The organism is Ruegeria sp. BG11 (genome assembly GCF_056538565.1).
Genome location: NZ_JBQFTH010000023.1, coordinates 1 through 20,560, shown reverse-complemented (window position 1 = coordinate 20,560; position 20,560 = coordinate 1). Strand labels below are relative to the sequence as shown.

The 20,560-nt window shown below is 54.6% G+C and carries 18 protein-coding genes and 2 pseudogenes; 13 read left to right on the top strand and 7 right to left on the bottom strand.

The genetic code is table 11. From position 1 onward, the window contains the following. Window positions 1-83 precede the first annotated feature (83 nt). The 5 genes from ACR0JF_RS22620 (at window position 84) to ACR0JF_RS22600 (ending at window position 3,832) form a co-directional block, all read left to right on the top strand. Entirely contained in the window at window positions 84-260 is a 177-nt protein-coding gene (locus tag ACR0JF_RS22620; RefSeq protein ID WP_170663174.1) for a hypothetical protein, read from the top strand. Between the two features lie 32 nt (window positions 261-292). Next, window positions 293-1,441 (top strand): amidohydrolase, encoded by a 1,149-nt coding sequence (locus ACR0JF_RS22615; RefSeq protein WP_170663172.1) that lies wholly within the window; start codon window positions 293-295, stop codon window positions 1,439-1,441. 2 nt (window positions 1,442-1,443) lie between these two features. Continuing rightward, window positions 1,444-2,589 (top strand): M24 family metallopeptidase, encoded by a 1,146-nt coding sequence (locus tag ACR0JF_RS22610; protein WP_170663170.1) that lies wholly within the window; start codon window positions 1,444-1,446, stop codon window positions 2,587-2,589. Between the two features lie 248 nt (window positions 2,590-2,837). Next, complete coding sequence (locus ACR0JF_RS22605) at window positions 2,838-3,386, top strand: amino acid synthesis family protein (RefSeq protein WP_170663168.1); 549 nt, start codon at window positions 2,838-2,840, stop codon at window positions 3,384-3,386. A 29-nt stretch (window positions 3,387-3,415) separates the two neighbouring features. Further along, window positions 3,416-3,832, top strand: a complete 417-nt coding sequence (locus tag ACR0JF_RS22600) for an ester cyclase (protein WP_480670019.1) — start codon at window positions 3,416-3,418, stop codon at window positions 3,830-3,832. Window positions 3,833-4,041: 209 nt separating this feature from the next. Here ACR0JF_RS22600 and ACR0JF_RS22595 read toward each other — a convergent pair whose 3' ends face one another. After that, window positions 4,042-7,236 (bottom strand): hypothetical protein, encoded by a 3,195-nt coding sequence (locus ACR0JF_RS22595; RefSeq protein WP_170663164.1) that lies wholly within the window; start codon window positions 7,234-7,236, stop codon window positions 4,042-4,044. A gap of 42 nt (window positions 7,237-7,278) precedes the next feature. Beyond that, window positions 7,279-7,737, bottom strand: a complete 459-nt coding sequence (locus ACR0JF_RS22590; RefSeq protein ID WP_480670017.1) for a toxin-activating lysine-acyltransferase — start codon at window positions 7,735-7,737, stop codon at window positions 7,279-7,281. A gap of 306 nt (window positions 7,738-8,043) precedes the next feature. On the opposite strand from ACR0JF_RS22590, the gene ACR0JF_RS22585 reads away from it, so the two are divergent. Both ACR0JF_RS22585 and ACR0JF_RS22580 read left to right on the top strand, forming a co-directional pair. Then, window positions 8,044-8,658, top strand: a complete 615-nt coding sequence (locus ACR0JF_RS22585; protein ID WP_170663160.1) for a hypothetical protein — start codon at window positions 8,044-8,046, stop codon at window positions 8,656-8,658. Window positions 8,659-8,672: 14 nt separating this feature from the next. Continuing rightward, window positions 8,673-8,963, top strand: a complete 291-nt coding sequence (locus ACR0JF_RS22580; RefSeq protein WP_170663159.1) for a hypothetical protein — start codon at window positions 8,673-8,675, stop codon at window positions 8,961-8,963. A gap of 104 nt (window positions 8,964-9,067) precedes the next feature. On the opposite strand, the gene ACR0JF_RS22575 is transcribed toward ACR0JF_RS22580, so the two are convergent. After that, window positions 9,068-9,949 (bottom strand): hypothetical protein, encoded by an 882-nt coding sequence (locus ACR0JF_RS22575; RefSeq protein WP_170663157.1) that lies wholly within the window; start codon window positions 9,947-9,949, stop codon window positions 9,068-9,070. A 170-nt stretch (window positions 9,950-10,119) separates the two neighbouring features. Here ACR0JF_RS22575 and ACR0JF_RS22570 point away from each other — a divergent pair, with 170 nt between their 5' ends. Beyond that, window positions 10,120-12,081 carry an amidohydrolase gene (locus ACR0JF_RS22570; RefSeq protein ID WP_170663155.1) on the top strand — a complete coding sequence of 654 codons (1,962 nt, stop codon included), beginning with the start codon at window positions 10,120-10,122 and terminating at the stop codon, window positions 12,079-12,081. A gap of 55 nt (window positions 12,082-12,136) precedes the next feature. Here ACR0JF_RS22570 and ACR0JF_RS22565 read toward each other — a convergent pair whose 3' ends face one another. Then, window positions 12,137-12,823: a YbaY family lipoprotein gene (locus ACR0JF_RS22565; protein WP_170663153.1), complete on the bottom strand. Its 687-nt coding sequence runs from the start codon at window positions 12,821-12,823 to the stop codon at window positions 12,137-12,139. 364 nt (window positions 12,824-13,187) lie between these two features. Here ACR0JF_RS22565 and ACR0JF_RS22560 point away from each other — a divergent pair, with 364 nt between their 5' ends. Together ACR0JF_RS22560 and ACR0JF_RS22555 are read left to right on the top strand one after the other, a co-directional pair. Then, the gene (locus tag ACR0JF_RS22560) at window positions 13,188-13,478 is read left to right on the top strand and encodes a DUF3291 domain-containing protein (RefSeq protein ID WP_480670013.1); all 291 of its coding nucleotides are present in this window, start codon (window positions 13,188-13,190) and stop codon (window positions 13,476-13,478) included. Further along, on the top strand, window positions 13,376-13,690 hold the full coding sequence (locus ACR0JF_RS22555) for a DUF3291 domain-containing protein (RefSeq protein WP_480670011.1): 315 nt from the start codon (window positions 13,376-13,378) through the stop codon (window positions 13,688-13,690). Before ACR0JF_RS22560 ends, ACR0JF_RS22555 begins: the two co-directional genes overlap by 103 nt. Window positions 13,691-14,380: 690 nt before the next feature. Here ACR0JF_RS22555 and ACR0JF_RS22550 read toward each other — a convergent pair. Continuing rightward, window positions 14,381-14,947: a GlxA family transcriptional regulator gene (locus tag ACR0JF_RS22550; protein ID WP_480670009.1), complete on the bottom strand. Its 567-nt coding sequence runs from the start codon at window positions 14,945-14,947 to the stop codon at window positions 14,381-14,383. A gap of 42 nt (window positions 14,948-14,989) precedes the next feature. Further along, window positions 14,990-15,334 (bottom strand): type 1 glutamine amidotransferase family protein, encoded by a 345-nt coding sequence (locus ACR0JF_RS22545; protein ID WP_480670007.1) that lies wholly within the window; start codon window positions 15,332-15,334, stop codon window positions 14,990-14,992. An 82-nt stretch (window positions 15,335-15,416) separates the two neighbouring features. On the opposite strand from ACR0JF_RS22545, the gene ACR0JF_RS22540 reads away from it, so the two are divergent. The 3 genes and pseudogenes from ACR0JF_RS22540 to ACR0JF_RS22530 all read left to right on the top strand — a co-directional run bounded on the left by ACR0JF_RS22540 (window position 15,417) and on the right by ACR0JF_RS22530 (window position 19,543). Next, a complete protein-coding gene (locus ACR0JF_RS22540; protein WP_480670005.1) occupies window positions 15,417-16,352 on the top strand; it encodes a CoA transferase in 936 nt (311 codons plus the stop codon). Further along, window positions 16,322-17,895 (top strand): annotated as a pseudogene (locus ACR0JF_RS22535) (CoA transferase). The gene ACR0JF_RS22540 and the pseudogene ACR0JF_RS22535 overlap by 31 nt, the downstream one beginning before the upstream one ends. A 4-nt stretch (window positions 17,896-17,899) precedes the next feature. Further along, window positions 17,900-19,543 (top strand): N,N-dimethylformamidase beta subunit family domain-containing protein, encoded by a 1,644-nt coding sequence (locus ACR0JF_RS22530; protein WP_170663151.1) that lies wholly within the window; start codon window positions 17,900-17,902, stop codon window positions 19,541-19,543. Between the two features lie 808 nt (window positions 19,544-20,351). On the opposite strand, the pseudogene ACR0JF_RS22525 reads toward ACR0JF_RS22530, so the two are convergent. Further along, window positions 20,352-20,560: pseudogene (locus tag ACR0JF_RS22525) on the bottom strand (hypothetical protein); the annotation flags it as partial.

Here is a 20,560-nt window from a genome sequence, read left to right as displayed (position 1 = left end):
TTTGCTGTATTTACTTTGCTGGAAGTCAATTTTGTCTGGTTTGTGACGCCCTAACAAAACCCGTTCGAGTTCTTTTTAGGTTGATGAGTTGGTTCCCCCAATTGATGGTTGCCGAAGCAAACGACGGTTTTGAACCCAAAATGGACAATGCTACGACCGGCACGAATGTCTGCTTTGATCATACGCCGGTGATTCAGGTACTTGCTAAATTTCTTGCCCTAGGTCGTTTTCCTGCCGGCCTTGCCGAGTTTTCAAGCTAACCTCATTGGAGACCATCCAGCGGGAAAAACGAATGCCACCAATAGACCTGATCGCCTTACGCCACGAATTTCACAGAATGCCCGAACTCGGATTTGCTGAAGAAAATACGAAGGCGCGGGTTGCGAGTATCCTTCAAGATCTCGGAATCGAGACCCATGTCGGCGCGGGTGTTGTTGGTGTCCTTAAACGCGGGACAGGCAATCGCGCCATCGGTCTACGAGCCGACATGGACGCACTGCCGATACATGAGGCCAGCAGCCATGACTATGTCTCCGAGACGGCTGGTGTTATGCACGCGTGCGGGCATGACGGCCATATGACCATGCTCTTGGGCGCGGCGGCAGCCCTTGCTGAAGAGCCCGATTTTGATGGCACGGTGGTGTTCATTTTCCAACCCAACGAAGAACACGGATTGGGCGCGCAAGCCATGATTGCTGAAAGTGTGCTAGAGCGTTTTCCCGTTGAGGAAGTCTATGCCATTCACAATCTTCCTGCCGCGCCGGTGGGGCAGATTTCCACGCGGCCCGGTCAAATCTGTTCGAGCGAAAGCCTGTTTGAAATTCTGATCGAAGGACAAGGAGGTCACGCCTCAATGCCGCAGGTTGGGCGGGATGCGATTACCATCGGGGCAGAGATTGTGCAGGCCTTGCAAACCATCGTCTCGCGCAAGCTTGCTCCGGGCGCAGGTGTTGTCGTTTCGGTAACGGAATTCCTGACCGATGGTCAGCGCAATGTCCTACCTGGTGCAGCAACCCTCAAGGGGGATGTACGCGCACGGATGCCAGAAGATCGCGAGGAGGTCGCGGGGCTTATGCGCCAGCTTGCGGACGGTATCGGAGCTGCCCACGGCGTAAAAGTATCCATGACATTCAACACGGAATTCATCGAGACGATCAATGCCCCGGAACAAACGCGCGCAGTCGTAGACGCGGCTCTCGCTTTAGGGCTGGAGACTGAAGGCAATCGCGAACCCATGAGTTTCTCGGAGGATTTTGCGCACTTCTCGGCCGCTGTTCCGGGGTGCTTCTTGCTGCTCGGCAACGGGCAAGAGGGGCCGTGTGGCCAACCGCTCCATTCGGACGACTATGATTTCAACGATGATCTGTTGCCAATTGGGGTCGCGTTTTGGGCACAACTGGTGCGTGACCGCCTGCCGGTAACCGGAAACGGATGTGATTGACCATGTTAGAATCCCGCATGAATAGGCTTCGCGTCGAAATGGGCAAAAAAGGCCTTGATGTCGCTCTCATCACCGATGACGACAATGTCTATTACCTGACAGGGTACTACGATTATTTGCATATGGAATTTGGCCGTCCGACCATATTGGTGGTGCCGCGCGACGGTTCCAGCCTGTTGATCACACCCACAATTGACCTCATCGCCGCTCAATCTGCGGCGTGTGTAGACAAGATTGCGGCATGGAATGACGGGATGGGGGCGGAATGGCGCGCTGAATTGCCTGCCGCCATCAAAGGTGCCAGGCGTATTGGAATAGAGTCCAATCACATGCCAGCCCTTGTGCGCGCATATATTGATGAACTGGTTGATGCGCAAAATCTCACCTCGGTCACACCGATCCTGTCCGAGATGCGGATGATCAAATCCGACCGAGAACTACTGCTTGCCAGCCATGCAGGTCAGGTCGCGAACGCCATGATGAACGCCGGTCGCGCTGCCATCGGCGAAGGTGTGCCAGAATATGAAGTAGCCCTTGCCACATCGCAAGCGGGGACGCGCAAGGCGGCAGAACTCCTGAGCGCGTTTTACGACGACGCCGATATGTCGCCGAATACGCACTTCCTGCAAATCATGGCTTCGGGCGAGGCAATCACTAAGACCCATCACCGCGCCACCACACGTATCATGCGGCGCGGCGAGCCAGTATTCCTCTGCTTGTGCGGCATGACCAATTTTCACCGCTTCAAGCTGGGCTTTGACCGAACCTTTTGGATTGGCGAGATTAATGACCCATCTCAGGCCGCGGTCTATGAGGTCGCACTGGCCAGTCAGCAAGCCGCGCTTAAAGTGTTGCGACCCGGTGTAACAGCAGAAAGCGTTCACTCTGCATATGCAGAAGTTATTCAAGGTGCAGGATATGAGTATCCTTTTCGTTGTGGCCGCGCGACAGGTTTCAGCTTTTTGGAAACTCCGCAACTTGTTACTGGCGACACAACAATACTCCAGCCGGGCATGGTTTTTGCAGTGGATGGATCTGTTTCTGTAGACACCTTCCGTGCCCAGATCGGTGACAGCTTCGTAATAACGCAAGACGGCTATGAGGCAGTGACCAATCATCCAAAGACAATTGATCAACTCATCTTGTGATCCGTCTTGAACCACCAGCCCAAATTTAGTGACGCTGCTCTTAAGATAGAAAGTGGCCTTTGGTTCTGATGCAGCGAAAGCTCACTTAAATCCGCAGAGTAGACATTCGACCAGACTCGACGAACACCTGCTTCGAGCACAAAAGCGAACGTCGTCAAACATCATCTGCATGACAAATGGGGAAATTATAGGTCGACGCGCAGCTGAATTGTCAGCACTATGCCTCAACAAGGAAATTGGGGGCATTCATGGTCGAAACGCGCAAAATTGTTATAGCGCGAGAACACATAACTTCTGATGCCTTTGACGAGCCATGTGATGAGGCGTGTGGCGTTGCGGCTGCGGCAGTTTTTTCGAACCCGATGGCACGCCGTTTCGACGCTGAACTCACTCCTCTTTTTGAAATCGGGGCTGAACTTAGGCAACAACTCGCTGAAGAAGCAGTTTCGCAGCTTAACGGTCCCCCAGTATCTTATGGGAAGGCTGCGATTGTCGCCGTTTTCGGAGATATGGAGCACGGCTGCGCAGTCATACATCCCAGGCTCGGCGCTCCGATGCGAGCCGCTGCCAATGGAGGCGACGCCGTCATTCCATCCAATGTAAAGATTGGAGCGGCAGGAACTTCAATCGATTTGTCGCTCGGCCACAAAGACAACCCCTGGTCCTTTGATCATTTCGATACAATGACGCTTTGTGTGCCGGATGCGCCGCGTCCCGAAGAAATAGTCATGTTTTTGGCATATGTTGATCGCGGTCCTCCTATCCCTATACGCGGAAGTGGACCCGCTAAAAAATAGAATTTTCTTTAGCCATTCACTTCTCATCAGTGTTCTCGCATTGTCGATGCAAGGTTGAGAATTTCGTGGTCAGCCAATGTGGCGAATGGGCTACTGTCGAGTTCCGAAACACGGGCAGGCATACCGTTACACTACGCTCAAGCCTCGGAGATTTCCCACCAACTGGAAGGCAGGCCGGAGTTCGCTACTGCTCGGTTATGCGTGTTAAGGACGGCAAGGTGGTTAAGGGACGTGACTACTATGACAGCGCCACCATTGCGCGACAACTTGGGCTGGTCGAAAGGGACGCCAAGTCGAGCTGCGGTGAAATCCACACTCCAAGGTCGCTTTTCTCGGATGGCAGGTCTGTCCGCATAGCAGCATTTCGTCAGCTCGGTTTTAAAAACTGCTCCGAGCCCACACTGGAAATGCTCTGTTACAAAAGTTCGAAATTGCAAAAAATGTAAAGGGCCGAGGCCAAAAGGCGCGCCGCAGCTGGAAAAGCAGACATTCGTTACCAGCGTAGCGAGTTTTTTGGGCACAGATGTCCGAGTAGCGGACGAAGCAATCTTTGTCCGCAACTCGATCGTTACCTCGTCTAAGGCTATTGTTAATTGTTGGTAGGAAGCTAGCGATGAGGCTGGAGCCTCTTAGAAGGTCCCAACCCAATTATTGTTTAGATAAAATCTATGGTGTCAGGCATAGAAGGCGTCTCCAAGTTAAAAACGCTTGTAACAATCTCAGAAGCCTCGTCGACGACACCGCCGACGATGGGTAGCCTCGAACCTGCTTCGGCCAGATTCAGTACCCAATCTTCAAAGGCGTCGGCAAAGGCGATGTCAGTGGCGTTTGTGTCGGTTGCACTTCCGAGATACGCGTCGAAGTCAACCTGGCCTAAAGTCGGATCACTGGTCTTGAACTCGAAACTGTCGACCGCGTCAATGCCGGTTTGACCGGTACGATCAGCCCAAGTGGCTGTAAAAAGACCATCTTCGAAGGCCTCGCCAAGATCAATCTCTTGTACACCGTCTTCGCCGACGATGCGCAGGGTTTCGATGCGGGTGTCGTCCTCGTGCATGTTCTTAAGGCGCACCTCGCCGTTTTCACCTTCGATCACCAGATCCTTGCCGCCTTCAACAAAGAAACGCAGGTCGCTGCCATCAAGCGCGCCGGCATCGCGCAGCTCAAGAACGTCGTTTTCACCGCCTGCGCCTCCGGAGATCGTGTCGAGCTTATCACTGGCAAGTTTCAGGAAATCACCGAGTTCACGGGCCGCATCCAGCCCAGCCTCGTCGACATCCATAGAGCCCGTCGATCCGAATGTGTAAAGGTAAGTGTCATTGCCCTGACCGCCGACTACATCGCCTCCCGCATCGGAAACGGAGAGGAAGTCGTTGCCAGCACCGCCAAAGAACTGCGTACTATCATAGTCCATCAGAGAACTGATTGTTGCATGGATGTTGGCGACGGTGTCTTTTGCATCATGGACAAGATCGCCAACTGCATCAGTGAGCTTACTCAGCGGGTTAAGTGCGTCAAGTGTTGCCTTCAGATCATCGACTTTGCCAGTCACGCTGCTCAGCGCGCTACCGAAGACGGTATCAAAGGGGTTATCTACCGGTGTACTCTCACCGTCTTTGTCGGGTTTCAGCATGTTCCAAACGAGATCGGTGAACGTACCGCTGTCCATCATCCAGTCCACTCCGTCCTGGCCGAACGAGAAGTTCGCCTTGTCACCGGTCATGAGCATCAGGTCATCGCCGGTGCCGCCGAAGGAGAAATTGTAGGCACCGCCGCCAAGAAAAATATCATTGTCCTGGCCGCCCATTTGGAAGCCTAGATCACCGCCAGTCGAAAAGACGTCTTCACCCGCTCCTCCGAACTGAAGGTTGAGCGACGGCGCATTTTCCATGAGCTTTTCCTTCAGAGACTGCTTGTCGGTATCCGTGTCCGGACGAGACATCTCATCCTCTGCTGTGCTGACGTCGTCCGATGTCGACACTTCAGCATCGTCTTTCTGTGCATTTTCGATCTTTTCCTTGATGTGATCGGCAAGCACGCCGAATGGGTCAGCTTCGCCATCACCGCCGCGGCTAATCATGAAGTCGCTGCCGCTGCCACCCATTTGCAACTGGATACCAGCATCCTTACCGCGTTCCATCGCAAACATTACATCGGTGTCTTCGCCGCCTTCCTGGACGTTGAGCCGCCCGATGCCCACCATCAGGTCAGTACCTTCGCCGCCGAACTGTGCGGTGGCTGTGCCGCCACCGACTATAAGGTCGGCGCCGTCGCCACCGACCTGCAGGTTGCCTTTACCTGCGCCAATTGTGATGTCGGTCTCCGACCCGCCGATCTGAATGTTTGCTTCGCCGCCGGCCAGCATGACGTTGAGGCCATCTGTTCCGATTGAGTTGGCGTATTCGGCCAGCTTATCCGCCGCCTTGTCCAGATCGAAAGCGCCTAGGTCCACGTCCTTTGGAATAGTCGACCATATCTCACCACCAAACTGGAGGTTACCTTTTCCAGCACCAACGAGCCAATCAACACCGGTGCCACCGATCTGTATATTGGCTACGCCACCACCGATCAAAACGTCGTTGTCATTGCCGCCATACTGGATGTTGGATCCACCTGCGCCGACGGCTAGGTCCCTACCGTCGCCGCCGAACTGCACGTTCGTGCTGCCGATCGCGAACAGCTTGTCATCACCGACACCCCCGACCTGGATGTTTGTATTGCCCGCCGCCAGAAGCATGTCGTTGCCAGCATCGCCAAATTGCAGGTTGAGGTTCCCGACCCCGACCATAGCGTCGTCGCCATTGCCGCCGGACTGCCAGTTGGCGTTGCTAATTGCAACCATGGTGTCAGCCCCGTCCTGGCCGCTTTGGGTGGTCGCCACGATGGCATTTGCTACCATCTTGTCGTCGCCTGCGCCGCCGAACATGACGTTGACCCCGCCTGCGCTGATCATGGTGTCGTTGCCCGCGTCGCCAAATACGGTGTTAACGCCGCCAACGGCCTTCATCGTGTCGTGGCCGTCATCTCCATGCAGCACGTTGACACCGCCAATGCCGGTGATCTCATCATTGCCGGCGCCCCCGTAAGCTTTGTTGACAGCACCAATGGCTTCGATCTTGTCATCACCGCTGTCACCATACATCTCGTTATAAGCGCCGATGCCTTTCAACACGTCATTGCCCGACCCGCCATTCATCTTGTTCCACAAGCCACGGCCTTCCAAGTGGTCGTTGCCAGATCCTCCGGTCATATAGTTTTTGGCGCCGTAGCCATAGAGCGCATCATTATGGGCGCCGCCATCCATCTTGTTGTAACCACCGTAACCCTTGAGCGTGTCATTGTGGTTGCCGCCATACATGTTATTGACTGCGCCATAGCCGTAGAGCTTGTCGTAATGGTCGCCGCCATGCATGTCGTTCTTGGCACCGTAGCCTTTGATCGTGTCATTGCTCGTGCCGCCGTTCATATAATTGTAGGCGCCCTTGCCTTCCAAATAATCATGGCCGGACCCGCCATAGACGTAGTTTTTGATTCCTAAGCCGTAGACTTTGTCATTGCCCGAACCACCGTCGAGACGATTATAGGCGCCATAGCCGTAGAGCTTGTCATGCCCTGAATCGCCATAGAGGTAGTTCTTGGCGCCCCAACCTTTGACGATATCGTTGCCCGACCCGCCATAGAGCTTGTTATAACCGCCATAGCCATAGACCAAGTCATTGCCAGAGCCACCCTTGAGGTAGCTTTTGGCCGCATAACTATACATCTTGTCATTGCCGCTGCCGGCGTCCTTGGATACGCTGATGCCGTAAAGCTTGTAAGTTTGATGCGGTGATTTTTTTGAACTACCCATGAGAAAATTCCTTTCGTTCAGTTTTTAAAGAAAAAGATGAAGTTACGCAGCGACTGCCGCGCTTGAGGTCCAGTTGCCGTTTGCGTCGTGACCCGGAAATTGAACGATCCTTTTAAGTTGCCCGTCGGCACTGCGACGGGCAGCCCGGAACGCAAGACCGGGGAAAACGGTGCGCGTCAAATCGCGTGCCATCTTGAAACCGTTGCCGAACGGCGCGACAAAATCCATGACCACAGGACAGAGCCCAGAATTCCATTCCTCGGGTGTCAGGCATCGCCCTTCTTTCAAAACGATGTCTTCGGTGTCCGCATTAAGATAGGCCCAGGTAGCCAACCCAACAGGCATTTCGCCTGAGCGCCAGATCCGCAGCTGACCCAGTGCCAATGGCGGCATTATCAGTTGGCTGAACCCAGAAAGGTCGCGATCGCGATAGAGTCCGCATCGGCTCATCAATGCCAGCGCTTCGCCGAGTACGGTAAACTGTGGCGCAGAGAATTTCATAATCAAACCTTTCATTTAACGATCGGACGAAATTGATTGGAGAAGGCATCTCCACGACCGTAGCGTGCATCAGAAGCGGCGATTTGACTGGAATGGTCTGTTCGTCAGGCGAGGTAATCTGAAATACAGATTGCCCCGTCACAAGCAGATCAATTGGGGTATGTTCATCTAAACGACACATGGGATTTACCCTGGGCCATGGCCAAGAAGTTCTACCCAACGCTTGCAATATCGAACCTAGCGCCGCTAACCTGCCTACGGAAACAGAGCGCAAATACACGGCTGCGAATTGTTAGGAGGAACTATTTGTCTGAGGAGGCAAAAGAGACCCAGGATCTGCTATCATCGCAGTTGGTGAATACGCTCCAGACGGTATTGCTGGCAGAGTCGAGGTTCTTGTCTTGCTTGCGGGAGAGAACTGCAGAGATGTGCAAAGTCAAGGGGGACGTCGCAGTCATTCAACGTGAGATGAACCACGAAAATGTCGTTCACATTGCGCGCTTCTTTTTCCTTCTGAAGGCACTGGATTGTTCGAGCCCTGCGGCGATTGAAGCATTGATCGAAGCTCACAATCTAAAGGTCAAGCGCCTGCTTGATGCCGAAGACTTCCGCTTTAGGACGCGCAAAGAACTGCAGAAGTCGGTCTTTAAAGATGCACAGCAGTATGTCTGCGTGAAAACAGTCAAAGAAAAGGGCAGGGTGGTTCTTGCAAAGACAGAGATAGCGGCCCTGCTTTTTGATCACATGAGCCGTGACAGCGCTGTTAAAACACTTGACCTGCTGGTAAGGGCGGGCCTTTTGATCGAAGAAGATTCTAACCCATTGTCAGGCTCAAACAGAAAACTCATCACGGCAGACGACGTTCTTGTGGATGCCGTAAGCAGTTACCTGTCCGAAATCAGCAACTCAGCTGCAAATTAGCGTGGAGACAAACCATGAAATCCCTTTTTCGCGCTTTGGTGGCCATGTTCGTTTTCCAGCTACCAGCCCAGGCACAAGAAGCCGGTATTTTTGGGCTGGGCAGCAATATGGAAGCGTGTCTCCTGATCGAGGAAGCGGAAAATATCGCGAATGTCGCGGAAAACCAGCGCTACTCCAACGTTTGCGGCACTAGAAGTGTCAGGACATTGGATGAAATGCAGTTGCTTCGGGATGCATATAGGGCAGACCCTGAAGCAACACTGGAATTAATTGAACGGATTTTGAAAGCCGGGAAGACCAACTAGGCTCAGGACTCACAGCCCAAGTGTTGGTGGATTCGTTAAAAAAAGCCGAGAAACAACGAGCACCTCTACCAAGTGAGGCACCCAAAACATCCAGTGTCGTTTGGTCAGTAACGCGTTACGACGATAGCAACCGCGGCAAACACGACACCGATCAATAGAGCTTTTGTATTCATTGTCGAACCGCTGGGTAGTTTAACCCGAAGCGATAGGGCTATGATTACTCCCCCTGTCAAACCAGTCGCAATTGAATAGATCATGCTACTTTTGTCCGCGTTGAGGCCGATCAAAATGCCGACAGCAAGCGACGCGACAAAGTATACGCGCAGCCAACCAGACATATGCCCAGGATGGGTTTTATAGAGATAAATATTCACCCCAAATAAATGCAAGGAATAGGCCAACGTCCCAATGACATACAGCTCGGGCGAGGTTGCCGTCGCTTGCATGACTGTAATAGCAAGCAAGCAGTTATAGGTTCCGAGCGCCACTGTGTCCAAGCCAAGCGACAACCTATTGTCTTCCCCCAAGTCGCGACTGGCTTCCAGCAAGTAGTAAATGAGAAAGCCAAGCAGCGAATAACTGTACAGTGAGTTTTCCCATTTCCCGCTTTCAGCTAAACCGGCGGACAATTCACCGATTTTTGGCAGTAAGAAAAGGAAAGCATAGCCCAGTCCGATCCCAGATGAAAAATCAGATAGCCAGTTAGCCTGGGTGGGGAAACTCCGATAAAAAGACACGCAGAAGACGTGAACAGTGCCGATGACTGCAATCGAAATTATCGCGAGGTATGTCGACGCTTCGAACACGGCTAAGACCCAATGACCACGTTTCAAGCTGATGAGACACTTGTTCGGATAAAAAGCACAACCCAGAAAAACAAAAGGGTGCGATAGTGGCGTTCCAAAGTACCTACCGACTAGGTTATTGGATTGCCAACTGTTTTGAAAAATCAATGGCAGCTTGTTCTGCGTTGCGGCGGTTTGCATGAGCCGGATCGAACATCCGGTTCGAGCCCAAAGCGGGCAACGAGAGTGGCCTTCAAGTTTATGTTGCTCAGTCTTGATTTACAGACTGACGGCTTAGGTGACACATCGCAGACCTACCTGCTCTGATCGAAACAATTTATTAATGTCCGCAATCCTATTCGGAGGCATCAATGAGTTTCTCTAAGTCTCTAACCATACTCGCTTTCGCACTCATGCCGCTTCACGGCGCTGCGCAGTCTCCTTCTTTGCAAGACGCCTTCGACCGTTTCCCTGAGTTTCCCGGCGCAACTGTCTACGTCGGTGGAGAAGTTCTTACCATGAATCCGGACGCCCCGTTGGCTGAGGCCGTGGCAGTTAGAAACGGTCGAATTGTCGACGTCGGAACCCTAGAGGGTATCGAGGGTCGGCTGCCCGAAGGTAGCTATGCAATTGACCGCAGTTTTGAAGACAAGGTCATTGTGCCTGGGTTCATTGAACAGCATTTACACCCGCTTCTGGGCGCGCTTGCGATGATGTCGGATGCCATCATTTCCATCGAGGACTGGCAATCGCCGGCCGGATTTGCGCCTCTTGCCAATAGCGAGGAGGAGTTTCGCGCACGCCTGTCCGAGGTCATCAATACATATGATCCAAGCAGCGGGCGGCCGTTGATGGTCTGGGGGTATCACGCGTCGTGGCACGGGGACATGAGCCGTACGATTTTGGACGAACTGGCCCCCGACATTCCGCTGGCTGTATGGCAGCGCTCTACCCACGAGATGTACTTCAACTCCGTGGCCCTCGAACAACTGGAAATCACCGAAGAATACATTGCGAGCTGGTCAAGCGAGTTGGCCCGGTCTCAAGCCAATCTTGAAAAAGGCCTCTTCCTTGAAGCTGCATTCTGGGAGCATGTGTTCTTTGAGAAGTTTGCTCCGGTCTATGCGTCTATCGACAGGGTCATGACAGCGCTGGAGTTCACAGAGGACTATTATCACCGCAGCGGGATCACGACCCTTGCAGAGCCTGCTGGCCCTGTTGATCAGAACGCCCAAGCGCTCGTAGCAGAAGCGTTCGGGCCAGACGACACACCTTTCAACTTTTACTTTATTCCGGACGGTCGGACGCTTGGCGGTTTGTTTCTGAACACCGAGGGCCCCGAAAAAGTACTAGCCGAAACCGAAGCCATGCTGGCGTGGAGCGAAGGCCGAACCCAGTTCCTACCGAAGCAGGTCAAGCTGCTTTTGGATGGAGCGATCTTCAGTGAATTAATGATCATGCGCGATGGCTACCTGGACGGGCATGAAGGTGAATGGATTATGACGCCCGATTTCTTCAAGCAGGTGTTCGACCTTTATTGGGACGCAGGCTTTCAGGTCCATGTTCACAATCTGGGAGACGGCGGTCTGGACATTCTTCTGGATGCCCTCGAAGCTGCCATGCAGCGCAATCCGAGATATGACCATCGCACCGTCGTCGTACACTTTGGCTACGCTCAACTAGATCAGATCGCACGTATTAAACGTCTTGGCGCGATTGTCAGCGGCAATTCCGTGTACACGCCGACGCTCGCAGATCGCTATGCCGCAGGCAGCGTTGGTGGCGAGCGCACAGAGCGCATGGTGCCTTTGGGAGACGCCGTACGAGCAGGTATCCCCTTCTCGATGCACTCGGACATGCCGATGGCTCCTGCGGAGCCGTTGAAATACATGTGGTCTGCTGTCAATCGGATATCCACGAGTGGTCGCGTCGTTGGTCCGGACCAGCGCATCAGTGCAGAAGACGCTTTGGAAGGTATCACCATCGGCGCAGCCTATTCCCTTCAATTGGAGGATGAGATTGGTTCCATCGAGCCTGGTAAACTGGCCAACTTCACAATCCTCGAAGAAAATCCGCTAACTGTGGATCCTTTGACGCTGGCCGATATCAAAGTGTGGGGCACTGTGCTTGAAGGCCGTCTTCAGCCCGCTCCTCCTGCAGCGGGAGAAGACAATGACGAAGCCGATGCAAGCCAGTTCATCAATAATCCGGAACATGTACTGATGGCGTCACTACGCCACGCACGCAGTAAGGCCCACTACCACGATCACTCGCAAACGACGCAGTCTAACGTCTATGATCCACTCGGAATTTCCGCCTATGGTTCTCGTTGATTGTCGCTAGAACAAGGCGGATGATTGCCCCAGCTCGCTTCGAAAGGCGCAGTGCCTATTCGGGCATTTTGCGCAGGCGCAGAACCGTGAGACCGGCTGCGTTGCTGAGCGCCAGGTTTTTTCCGTTTGTCACGTAGCCCACTGCCGCCGACAAGGCCTTGTTCGTGTCTGCCTCAAGCTTTTCCCGATCCTCAGGGCACGCCATCTTCGCTCCTGCGAAGTTGTCCGGCATGCTGAACTTACCATTGGCTGCGTCGAGTGTTCCTGTAAACCTGTTACACCCTCCGTACAGGCCAAACTGGCCGTCTTGATCAATTGTCAAGGAAGGAGGTTTCTCAGCAATGAGCATACGCCCTGCGATCTCGTAAACTTCCCAAGCAGAATCGTAGATCGATTGGTCAGCAATGTTGCCGCCCGCTCTCCTTGGCATCATCTCTAGAACGAGTTCAGCAGAATCTGGTGCGCCACTGGTCAGCACAGGTATCGCCGTCGTTGAACGAAACATCACGTGATCATCGGAAATGATCCTAGCAGCCACTGTGTAGATATGGCGCTCACTAATTAGATCTGTGTCGTAAGCAATTTCAACTGTTCTGGGGACACCAATGAGTTTGAACCTCTGGGAAGACAGCCGAACCGAAGGTGCATCTGCACGCGAGGTATCAAGAAGTTCGACTTCCAAAACCGCGTCAGGCGGAAGCGCGTTCCGTTCCCGGTAGGTTACAGTGGTCTTCACATGCATTGTCTCGGCGACTCCGGACGAAGCGATGGAGAGTAGGGCAGCTGAAAAACCGCAATCAGGACGTGTCCAAGCATTGAGAAAGTACTCCCCAAATGTTCAGAAACCAACAAACTGCACTGATCCAAGAAACACAAGGACAGTTTCTTGGATATTCCCTTAGTGTCCGTTTCTTTCGCATCTCGGGAATCACAAAGCTTGGTTGTGAATGTTCGTTTCGGGCTGCCACTCGACAATATAATAAACTGCAGGTGATGCATCGAACGATCAGCGTCGGCGTTGTTCCTGTGTGCCAATTTGCAGGCCCAGATCTAAAATCACTGGACAGAGTCAGAACTCCTGGTGACTGTAGAATTAAATTTCAGGGGTGGAATTGTTCTGTCATAAATATTGCACAAATGAATTGGGGTACTTGCTACACCCTCCAGGCGATCCCCGTATTGCAGGGTTCGAGGACAACTCGGATCGTCTGAACGCTGTTGCAGATCGATCCAAAGGTTTTACTGGCGCCTTCAAGGAGAGGGCTACGATCTCCCGGAGAACGACACGGGTGCATTGTTTGGTCGGCCACACGTCGCACTGGCGACGCTATCGACTTGGCAGGGCTTTGCAGACTTGGAGTATATTGTTCACAGGACTATCCACGGTCAGTTTCTAGATCGCCGGGCGGAGTGGTTTGAGCATGTTAGTGAGCCAAGCTATGTTATCTGGCCGATCCAGGCTGGCCATATTCCGACTCTAACAGAAGGAAAAGAAAGACTTCTTCGGTTAAGAACAGATAGGTCAAATCCGGAGGCTTGTGACTTTGCAAAAGGTAGAGATATGGTTGCCAAAAAACCAGTTCAGCGACTACAAAGTCGACTCAACTAAGAATTGATTTTCCCCAATATGAATTCACTTTTGATTGAGTTTCGGTGAGTTTAAGTTGATAGATTCACGCTACAACACTCGCTAATTGAGCGTGTATCGTGAACCGCGCAAACTTATGGGCAAATCATGCAATGTTATGCGCAAATGCTGCGCAAAATTATGGGCGAAGACACCCAGATATTCTGAACAGAATAAATGAAGGAAATGCGGCGCCATGCGCGAACATACATGACGTGAAGAAGCGCATCGACGTTTCAATGAGAATGGCCCGTCGCTTGTGCGATCTCTAAAAGCCCGGCTCGACGAAAACCGTTTTACTTTTGCTGCGTAGGTGGAATGGCATAGACGGCACAAGCACCCGTTTGAAGAGATCACCGTGCGTCTGGAGTCAGAAGACGCAATTTTCGAAACAGAGCAAAACTCTGGAGAAGATTTTGAGGCATGAACCGGAAATTGCCGATCAATAGCTTAGACACCGACGGCATGCGCCGCGATGGTCATCTGATTTATCGACCTGATAAAAGGGTTTAGCTGAGTGAATATGTGCCTTCAACGTCAATCGGATTCTGAACAATTGAGAACCGCCGAAACCGCCGTTCACAAATGACTTCTTGTTTGAAGTGCGACCTCAACGCTCAGTTAGGAAGGACAGTCCAGACGGGCTTATTGCCAATGATTGGGTGGGAAAGGTCACAGATTTGCCCGGCGATCCTGAAGCGGATCGGTTACGAAATTCTTGCGCAGACTACGTGTCAGGGTGATCGCATTGGCAAAACCGCAACGCAAAGCGATTTGATTGAGTGAGAGGTTACTATGTCGAAGCAACTCGCGGGCGCGGGCCAGGCGAAGCAGCAAGTAGTATCGCCCAGGCGTCGTCTGCAATTCTGCCCAGAACAGACGGCGCAAGGACCGTTCAGATATGTGTGCCTGTTCCGCCAGGGCGGGGATAGACAGCGCCGTTTCGAGCGTTTCGGACATGAGCACAACGACACGTTTGAGCTTCGGGGACACCGCTTGCGACAATGCCTGATCGGGATATGAGGCGCCGTGCCGTCTGGCGTTATCGTGTAGGAACATTGCACCGGCATCAAATGCGACCGAGGCGCCAAACCGCTCTCGAATGAATTGCAAAATCAGATCAAACACCGCCGCCGCGCTGCCGCATGTCCAGAAACGGCCGTCTTGCACATGGCGATCGGGAAGAACCTCAACTTCGGGAAACTCCTCGGCGAATTCCTCAAGAAGCTGCCAGTGCAACGTGGCATTCCGAGCGTTCAGAAACCCGCCCCGCGCCAACACCTAGGCACCGGTATCGGCTGCAATCACCGTTGCGCCCTGCATCAATTGTCCAAGACTGCGGGCTAGGGTCACCCCCTTGGAGTCGCGAAAGGCGTCGCCACCAATGATAATGACCAGATCGGGTTTGGGCGCGTCTACCATCGACATTTCCGGCGAAACGCTCAGACCGCTGGAACTGCTTACGGTGCGGTCGCCGTCCGTCAGGATACTCCAGCGGATATCTGCACCGGTTTGATCGCGCACCACCCGCAACGGTTCAAGCAGGCATGCAAGCACCATATTGGAAAAGGCATTGCACAGGAAAACAGAGACGTGGATGGGATGCATCGGCAGAATTGATCTCATTTTTGGCAGGATGAATATGAAACATGCCCAGACAATTTCATAGATTTGTAGGGGTAAACCGTCGGAACAGGATCCAGTAACCATGCAGAACCGCCCGCTTTCCCACATTCGTGTCCTTGATTTTGGACATTTTCTGGCCGGGCCGTTGGTCGGGATGATGATGGCCGATCTCGGGGCCGAGGTGATCCGCATCGATCCGCCAAGTGGCGCCAAGTGGAAGGACCCGGCTTTCGACATGTTATCGCGTGGCAAGCGTGCGCTGACGCTTGATCTCAAGACAGCCGACGGGCGCGATACTGCGCTAAATCTGGTCCGCCGCGCTGACGTGGTGATCGAGAACTTCCGCCCCGGCGTGATGGAGCGGCTTGGGCTTGGACCGGAGGCGCTCAGGCAGGTGAACGCCGACATCGTCTCGCTTTCGCTGCCCGGCTTTGCGTCAACCGATCCCGAGCTCGCCGGGTTGGCAGCCTGGGAAGCGGTGATCGCGGCGCGAACTGGGCAATTTACCGACATGGGGTTGAACCGTCGGCTGATGGGGATCAATCCTTCCTTTACCCCACTGGGACTGGCCTCGGCCTATGGTGCCGCATTCGGCGCGATGTCGGTCCTATTTGCGTTGGCCGCGCGGCCCCGGATGGGAGGCGACCACATCGAAGTACCGCTTGCGTCTGCCCTGCTGGAGGGGCTGGTTTACAATTGCGAACAGATCGAGGGCTACCCCGAGCGCTACAAATCTCCGCGTGAGTTGGAGTTGGAGCGGCGCGCGCGCGAAGGCCTGCCCAACAACCTGAGCTTTGCCGAGCTCTCCGAATTTCTTGATCCGTTCTACCGCACCTATACCTGTGCCGATGGACGAGGGTTTTACATCGTATCCTGCTCGATCGTGAACCATCCCCAAAGAGTGCTGGAGGTTCTCGGTCTTAGCGATCTGTTGAAGGAATTGCCGGATTTTGATGTCTATGTCGATCAGGCGGATTGGCCCGCGGAATGGGCTTTGCGCAGCTATCCGGTGGGGTAGGTGATCGCAGGCGACTGGCCGATGCGATGAAAGCAACCTTCCTGACCCGTCCTGCGCATGAATGGGAAGGACTTTTCGGAGCGGCTAAGGCTCCGGCCACAGCGCAACGCAGCACGGCCGAATGGCTGGCCGACCCCCATGCGTTGACCTCGGGGCTGGTGGTCGCGCTTGACGATCCCCGCCACGGTCAGATGCGGCAGATGGGCAACGTCGCTTGGCTGGCCGATGATCCAGGCACAATGGATAAAACCGCTGGGCCACAGCAGGACGATTTTCGGGATGCGCTGAGCGGCGTTCTTGCAGAGACGCCGCGAATGCCCGTGGGCGGCGACGGCAAAGGCCTCTGGCTTGACGGGCTGAAGGTGCTGGATCTGACCAACGTTATTGCTGGGCCGACCATCGGGTCTACACTGGTGCGGTTCGGGGCGCAGGTCACGCTGGTCCAGCCCGTGCAGCCTTCGGTCGATCCGTGGAACGCTGTGGTTTTCGGGTTGCATGCGCAACGCGGCAAGAAAAGCGTGTTGCTCGATCTGCGCTCGGAAAAGGGGCAAGAGGCGCTTTGGCGAATGGTGGAGCGGGCCGATGTGATAACCATGAACGGCACCGATCAACAACGTGATGCACTGGGCCTGAGTGAAGCGCGACTGAAGGAAATCAACCCGCGTCTCATTCTGGTGCAGCTTGATGCGTGGGGCGGGCCGCGTCGGGGGCCGAAATCGGATCACCTTGGCTATGACGACCTCGCGCAAGCCGCGACAGGTGTGATGACCCGCTTTGGTGGCGGCCCCGAGACACCCGAAGAGCACGCTCATTTCGGTACGATCGACGCGCTGACCGGGCATTGTGCCTGCGTGGCTCTAGGAGCGGCGCTGGAACGGCTCAGGGTGACCGGAAAGGTGGTGTTGCCCGCGCCTCACTGGCCGCGGCAGGTGAAATGATCCAGGCCCAATTCATGTATGATTTCGAAGGGCGCCCAGCGTTCGATGAGCCTTCAGGACGCGAGGTGCGAGGTTGGGGGCCGTTCTATCGCTGTTATTCCGCCGCCGATGGCTGGATGTTCTTTGCTGCCCCGACAGAGCGGGAAGCAGCCCTGAGCCAGGTGCCGGATGTGGCCGACCTCGTCGACAAGGGTGACACAGACTTGGAAGCCGCCCTCACCGAGCGGTTCGCGCAAAAACCGGTGGCCGACTGGATGCGTGCCTTTGCCGGCGGCTCGGTGGGTATCACGCCTCTTGGTTCCCTCCATGACACGCGCGACGCAGGCTTGCAGTTCGAAAGCGACGGTAGGATCGACATATCCAAGTCGACCTTTCGCGCGGTGCGCCATGATCAGCATCCGATGGGTAGGTGGGTCGACCTCGTCGCGCCCAATGCGGTGCGGCCCGAAAAAGCCTCGATTGCGATCCCCGGACCTGCTCCGAAATACGGGCAGGACACGCGCGAAATCCTCGCACGGCTAGGCTATACGAACGAGGAAATCGGGCACATGATCGAAAATAGCGCAGCTGCCGAAAGCTGGTCGGACAAGTATTTGCCGGAGTAGACATATGACACAGGACCGCCCCGGACCGGCGACCACGCCGCGTACCCGTGCAAAGGCGCGCCATATCCTTGATAACTACTATATCGGCCCGGCGCGTGACGAGGCGGTTCTGGAAATATGGGGCTACACCCCAGAAATGAGCTATGCACCCGGGGACCGCGTTGCGCTGCACGTGTCCACCACGGCAGCGGAATGGGAGCTTGAGATCGGCCGCGACGGGCAGCTCTATGAGCCACTACTGACCAAGAGCGGCCTTCCGGGGGCGCATCATCCAACGCCCCGAGATTGCTCGGTCAAAGGCTGTGGTTGGCCCGAGGCCTATGTCTTCACCATCCCCGATGATTGGGCACCCGGCGGTTATCTGGTCACTTTCCGCGCTCGGAAGGGCGATGATGTGGTTGAAGAACACCATCTCATTCTAGTCAGAACCGCGCCAGATGCTGCGCCACCGCCCTATGTTCTGGTTTGTGCAACGGGCACCTGGCTAGCCTATAATTGCTGGGGCGGGTCCAATCACTATGAGGGTATCACAGGGCCGAATGGCGATGCATTTTCACCCATCGTCTCGACACAGCGGCCATGGACGCGCGGGTTCTGCAAACTGCCCGAGGGCGCACCGCGTGCGCTGCGCGAACAGCCGGCCAAGCCCGGCGAGATGGTACGCTATCCCTACATGGAGTGGGCCTATGCCTATGGCTATTCAAAGAAATACGCCTCGGCGGGCTGGGCAAGCTATGAACGCCATTTCGCCCGTTGGGCCGAGGCTGAGGGATATGAACTCGACGTGATCGCCCAACACGATCTGCACCGCGACCCTGCTCTTCTGAACCGCTATGCCTGTGCCGTTTTCGTTGGCCACGATGAATACTGGAGCGCGGATATGCGCGACGCTGTCGATGCCTATGTCGACTCCGGAGGTCATGTCGCGCGGTTTGCCGGGAATTTCCTGTGGCAGACCCGGATCGAGGACGAAGGCCGCACACAAGTTTGCTACAAATACATCGCAGATCAGGACCCTTTGATGGAGACTGATCAAGAGCACCTTGTCTCGGGTGCGTTCGAGGTGAAGCCAGTCAATCGTCCCGGCGCGTTGACCTTCGGTGTCAACGCCCTGCGCGGCGTCTATGCCGGACTCGGCAACTGTGTTGGCGGCGGTGCGGGCGGCTTCACGATCTACCGCGACGAACACTGGGCCTTTCACGGAGCCGGGCTCGGCTATGGTGACGTGCTGGGCGCGCGATCGCGGATTTTCGGCTACGAGGTCGACGGGCTGGAATATCGCTTCGAGGATGGGTTGCCCTTTCCGAACTGCACGGATGGTGCAGTGCCCGAAATCGACATTCTCGCCATGGGGCTCGCCACCAATATCGAGGCAGATCACGGTATCTGGGGTGAAACGCTCTACATCGGGTCAGCGGATGCGGCGTTCAAAGCGCAGGTGCACTTCGGAGAGGTCACGCCCAAAACCTTGGACGCCTGCAAACGCGGCAACGGAATGATCATCTCGTGGCGGCGTGGCAAGGGCGAGATATTCACCGCTGCGACCTGCGAATGGGTCGCGGGCCTGATCCGGCAGGACGACCAAGTCGAACAGATCACACGCAACGTCCTGAACAGGTTTGGTAAATCGAGGGCGCGCTCCCTGTAGCTTCTGCGTCTTCCTTGAAGCGGATCTCTGTTCAAAACGCAACATCCAGTAAAGCGGGTTCACTACCGACATCTAACCAAATCGGTGCAATGACGCACGACTCATAGCTTCTTGAAAGTTGGTCTGCCAACCCCCGATTTGTGGCGGGCTAAATCTATCGGGATCTATGCTATCGAATCACCGCCTTCCGCTCTGGGGAAGGGGAATAACCCACCGTCTCACAAATGGTTGAGAGTTAAGGTGGTGAGGGGTTGGATAAGGGGGTCTTAGCCAGCCCCCCTCTTGAGGGGGCAATCGGAGTGGTAGTGTTGTTCCGTTAGACACAGTCCATCCCGTTTCAGCGTTGCCCCAAATTGGCGGGTTCCCGCAATAATCCAAAATAGGGCGAAACGCTTTGTTTCACAGGTGGGAACGGTAAGTTTCACAATGAATCGTGGACACATTTTTTGCCATAGATGCGATATTCTCGCCGAGGTTGGCAGGACTATTTTTTAGCACGCACTTGTTTACGACCTTCAGAAGAGGTGGTCATGAGTGAAGCGTGCCACCCTTTATCAAACATCCAGAACAGGCGGAATACGTGGTTTTTGCGGCCAGACACGCGCGAATTTATCACTACGGGGTCTTAATTGCTTCATGCCGTGAGGTTAGACGGAAAGCGTGGCGCGCCATAATGGGGTTTGGCTATTTGAATGAGGGTGTACGAGTTCGGCGCGTCGCACAATACCCAGCGTTCACGTCAGCATCCTTGCTTCAGTTTGTTATGTATATCTGAATGTGCCGTCCTACTTGACGCCGACTTAGGTCTTCACCCCAACGCGATTGAATTGCTTTTCCGAATCGCCTCGCACACCGCTTCCATTGCCAAAATCGCGCGTTCATCCGCCAAGGCGACTTCGGGATTGGCCTTAATCCAAAGGTGGTTGAGCAGTTCTATCCGTCCGTCGCTGACAGACCACCCAGCTTCTCTCAGCAGCGCAGCGATCCTGCGATAGCCATATCGGCCATACTGACGTG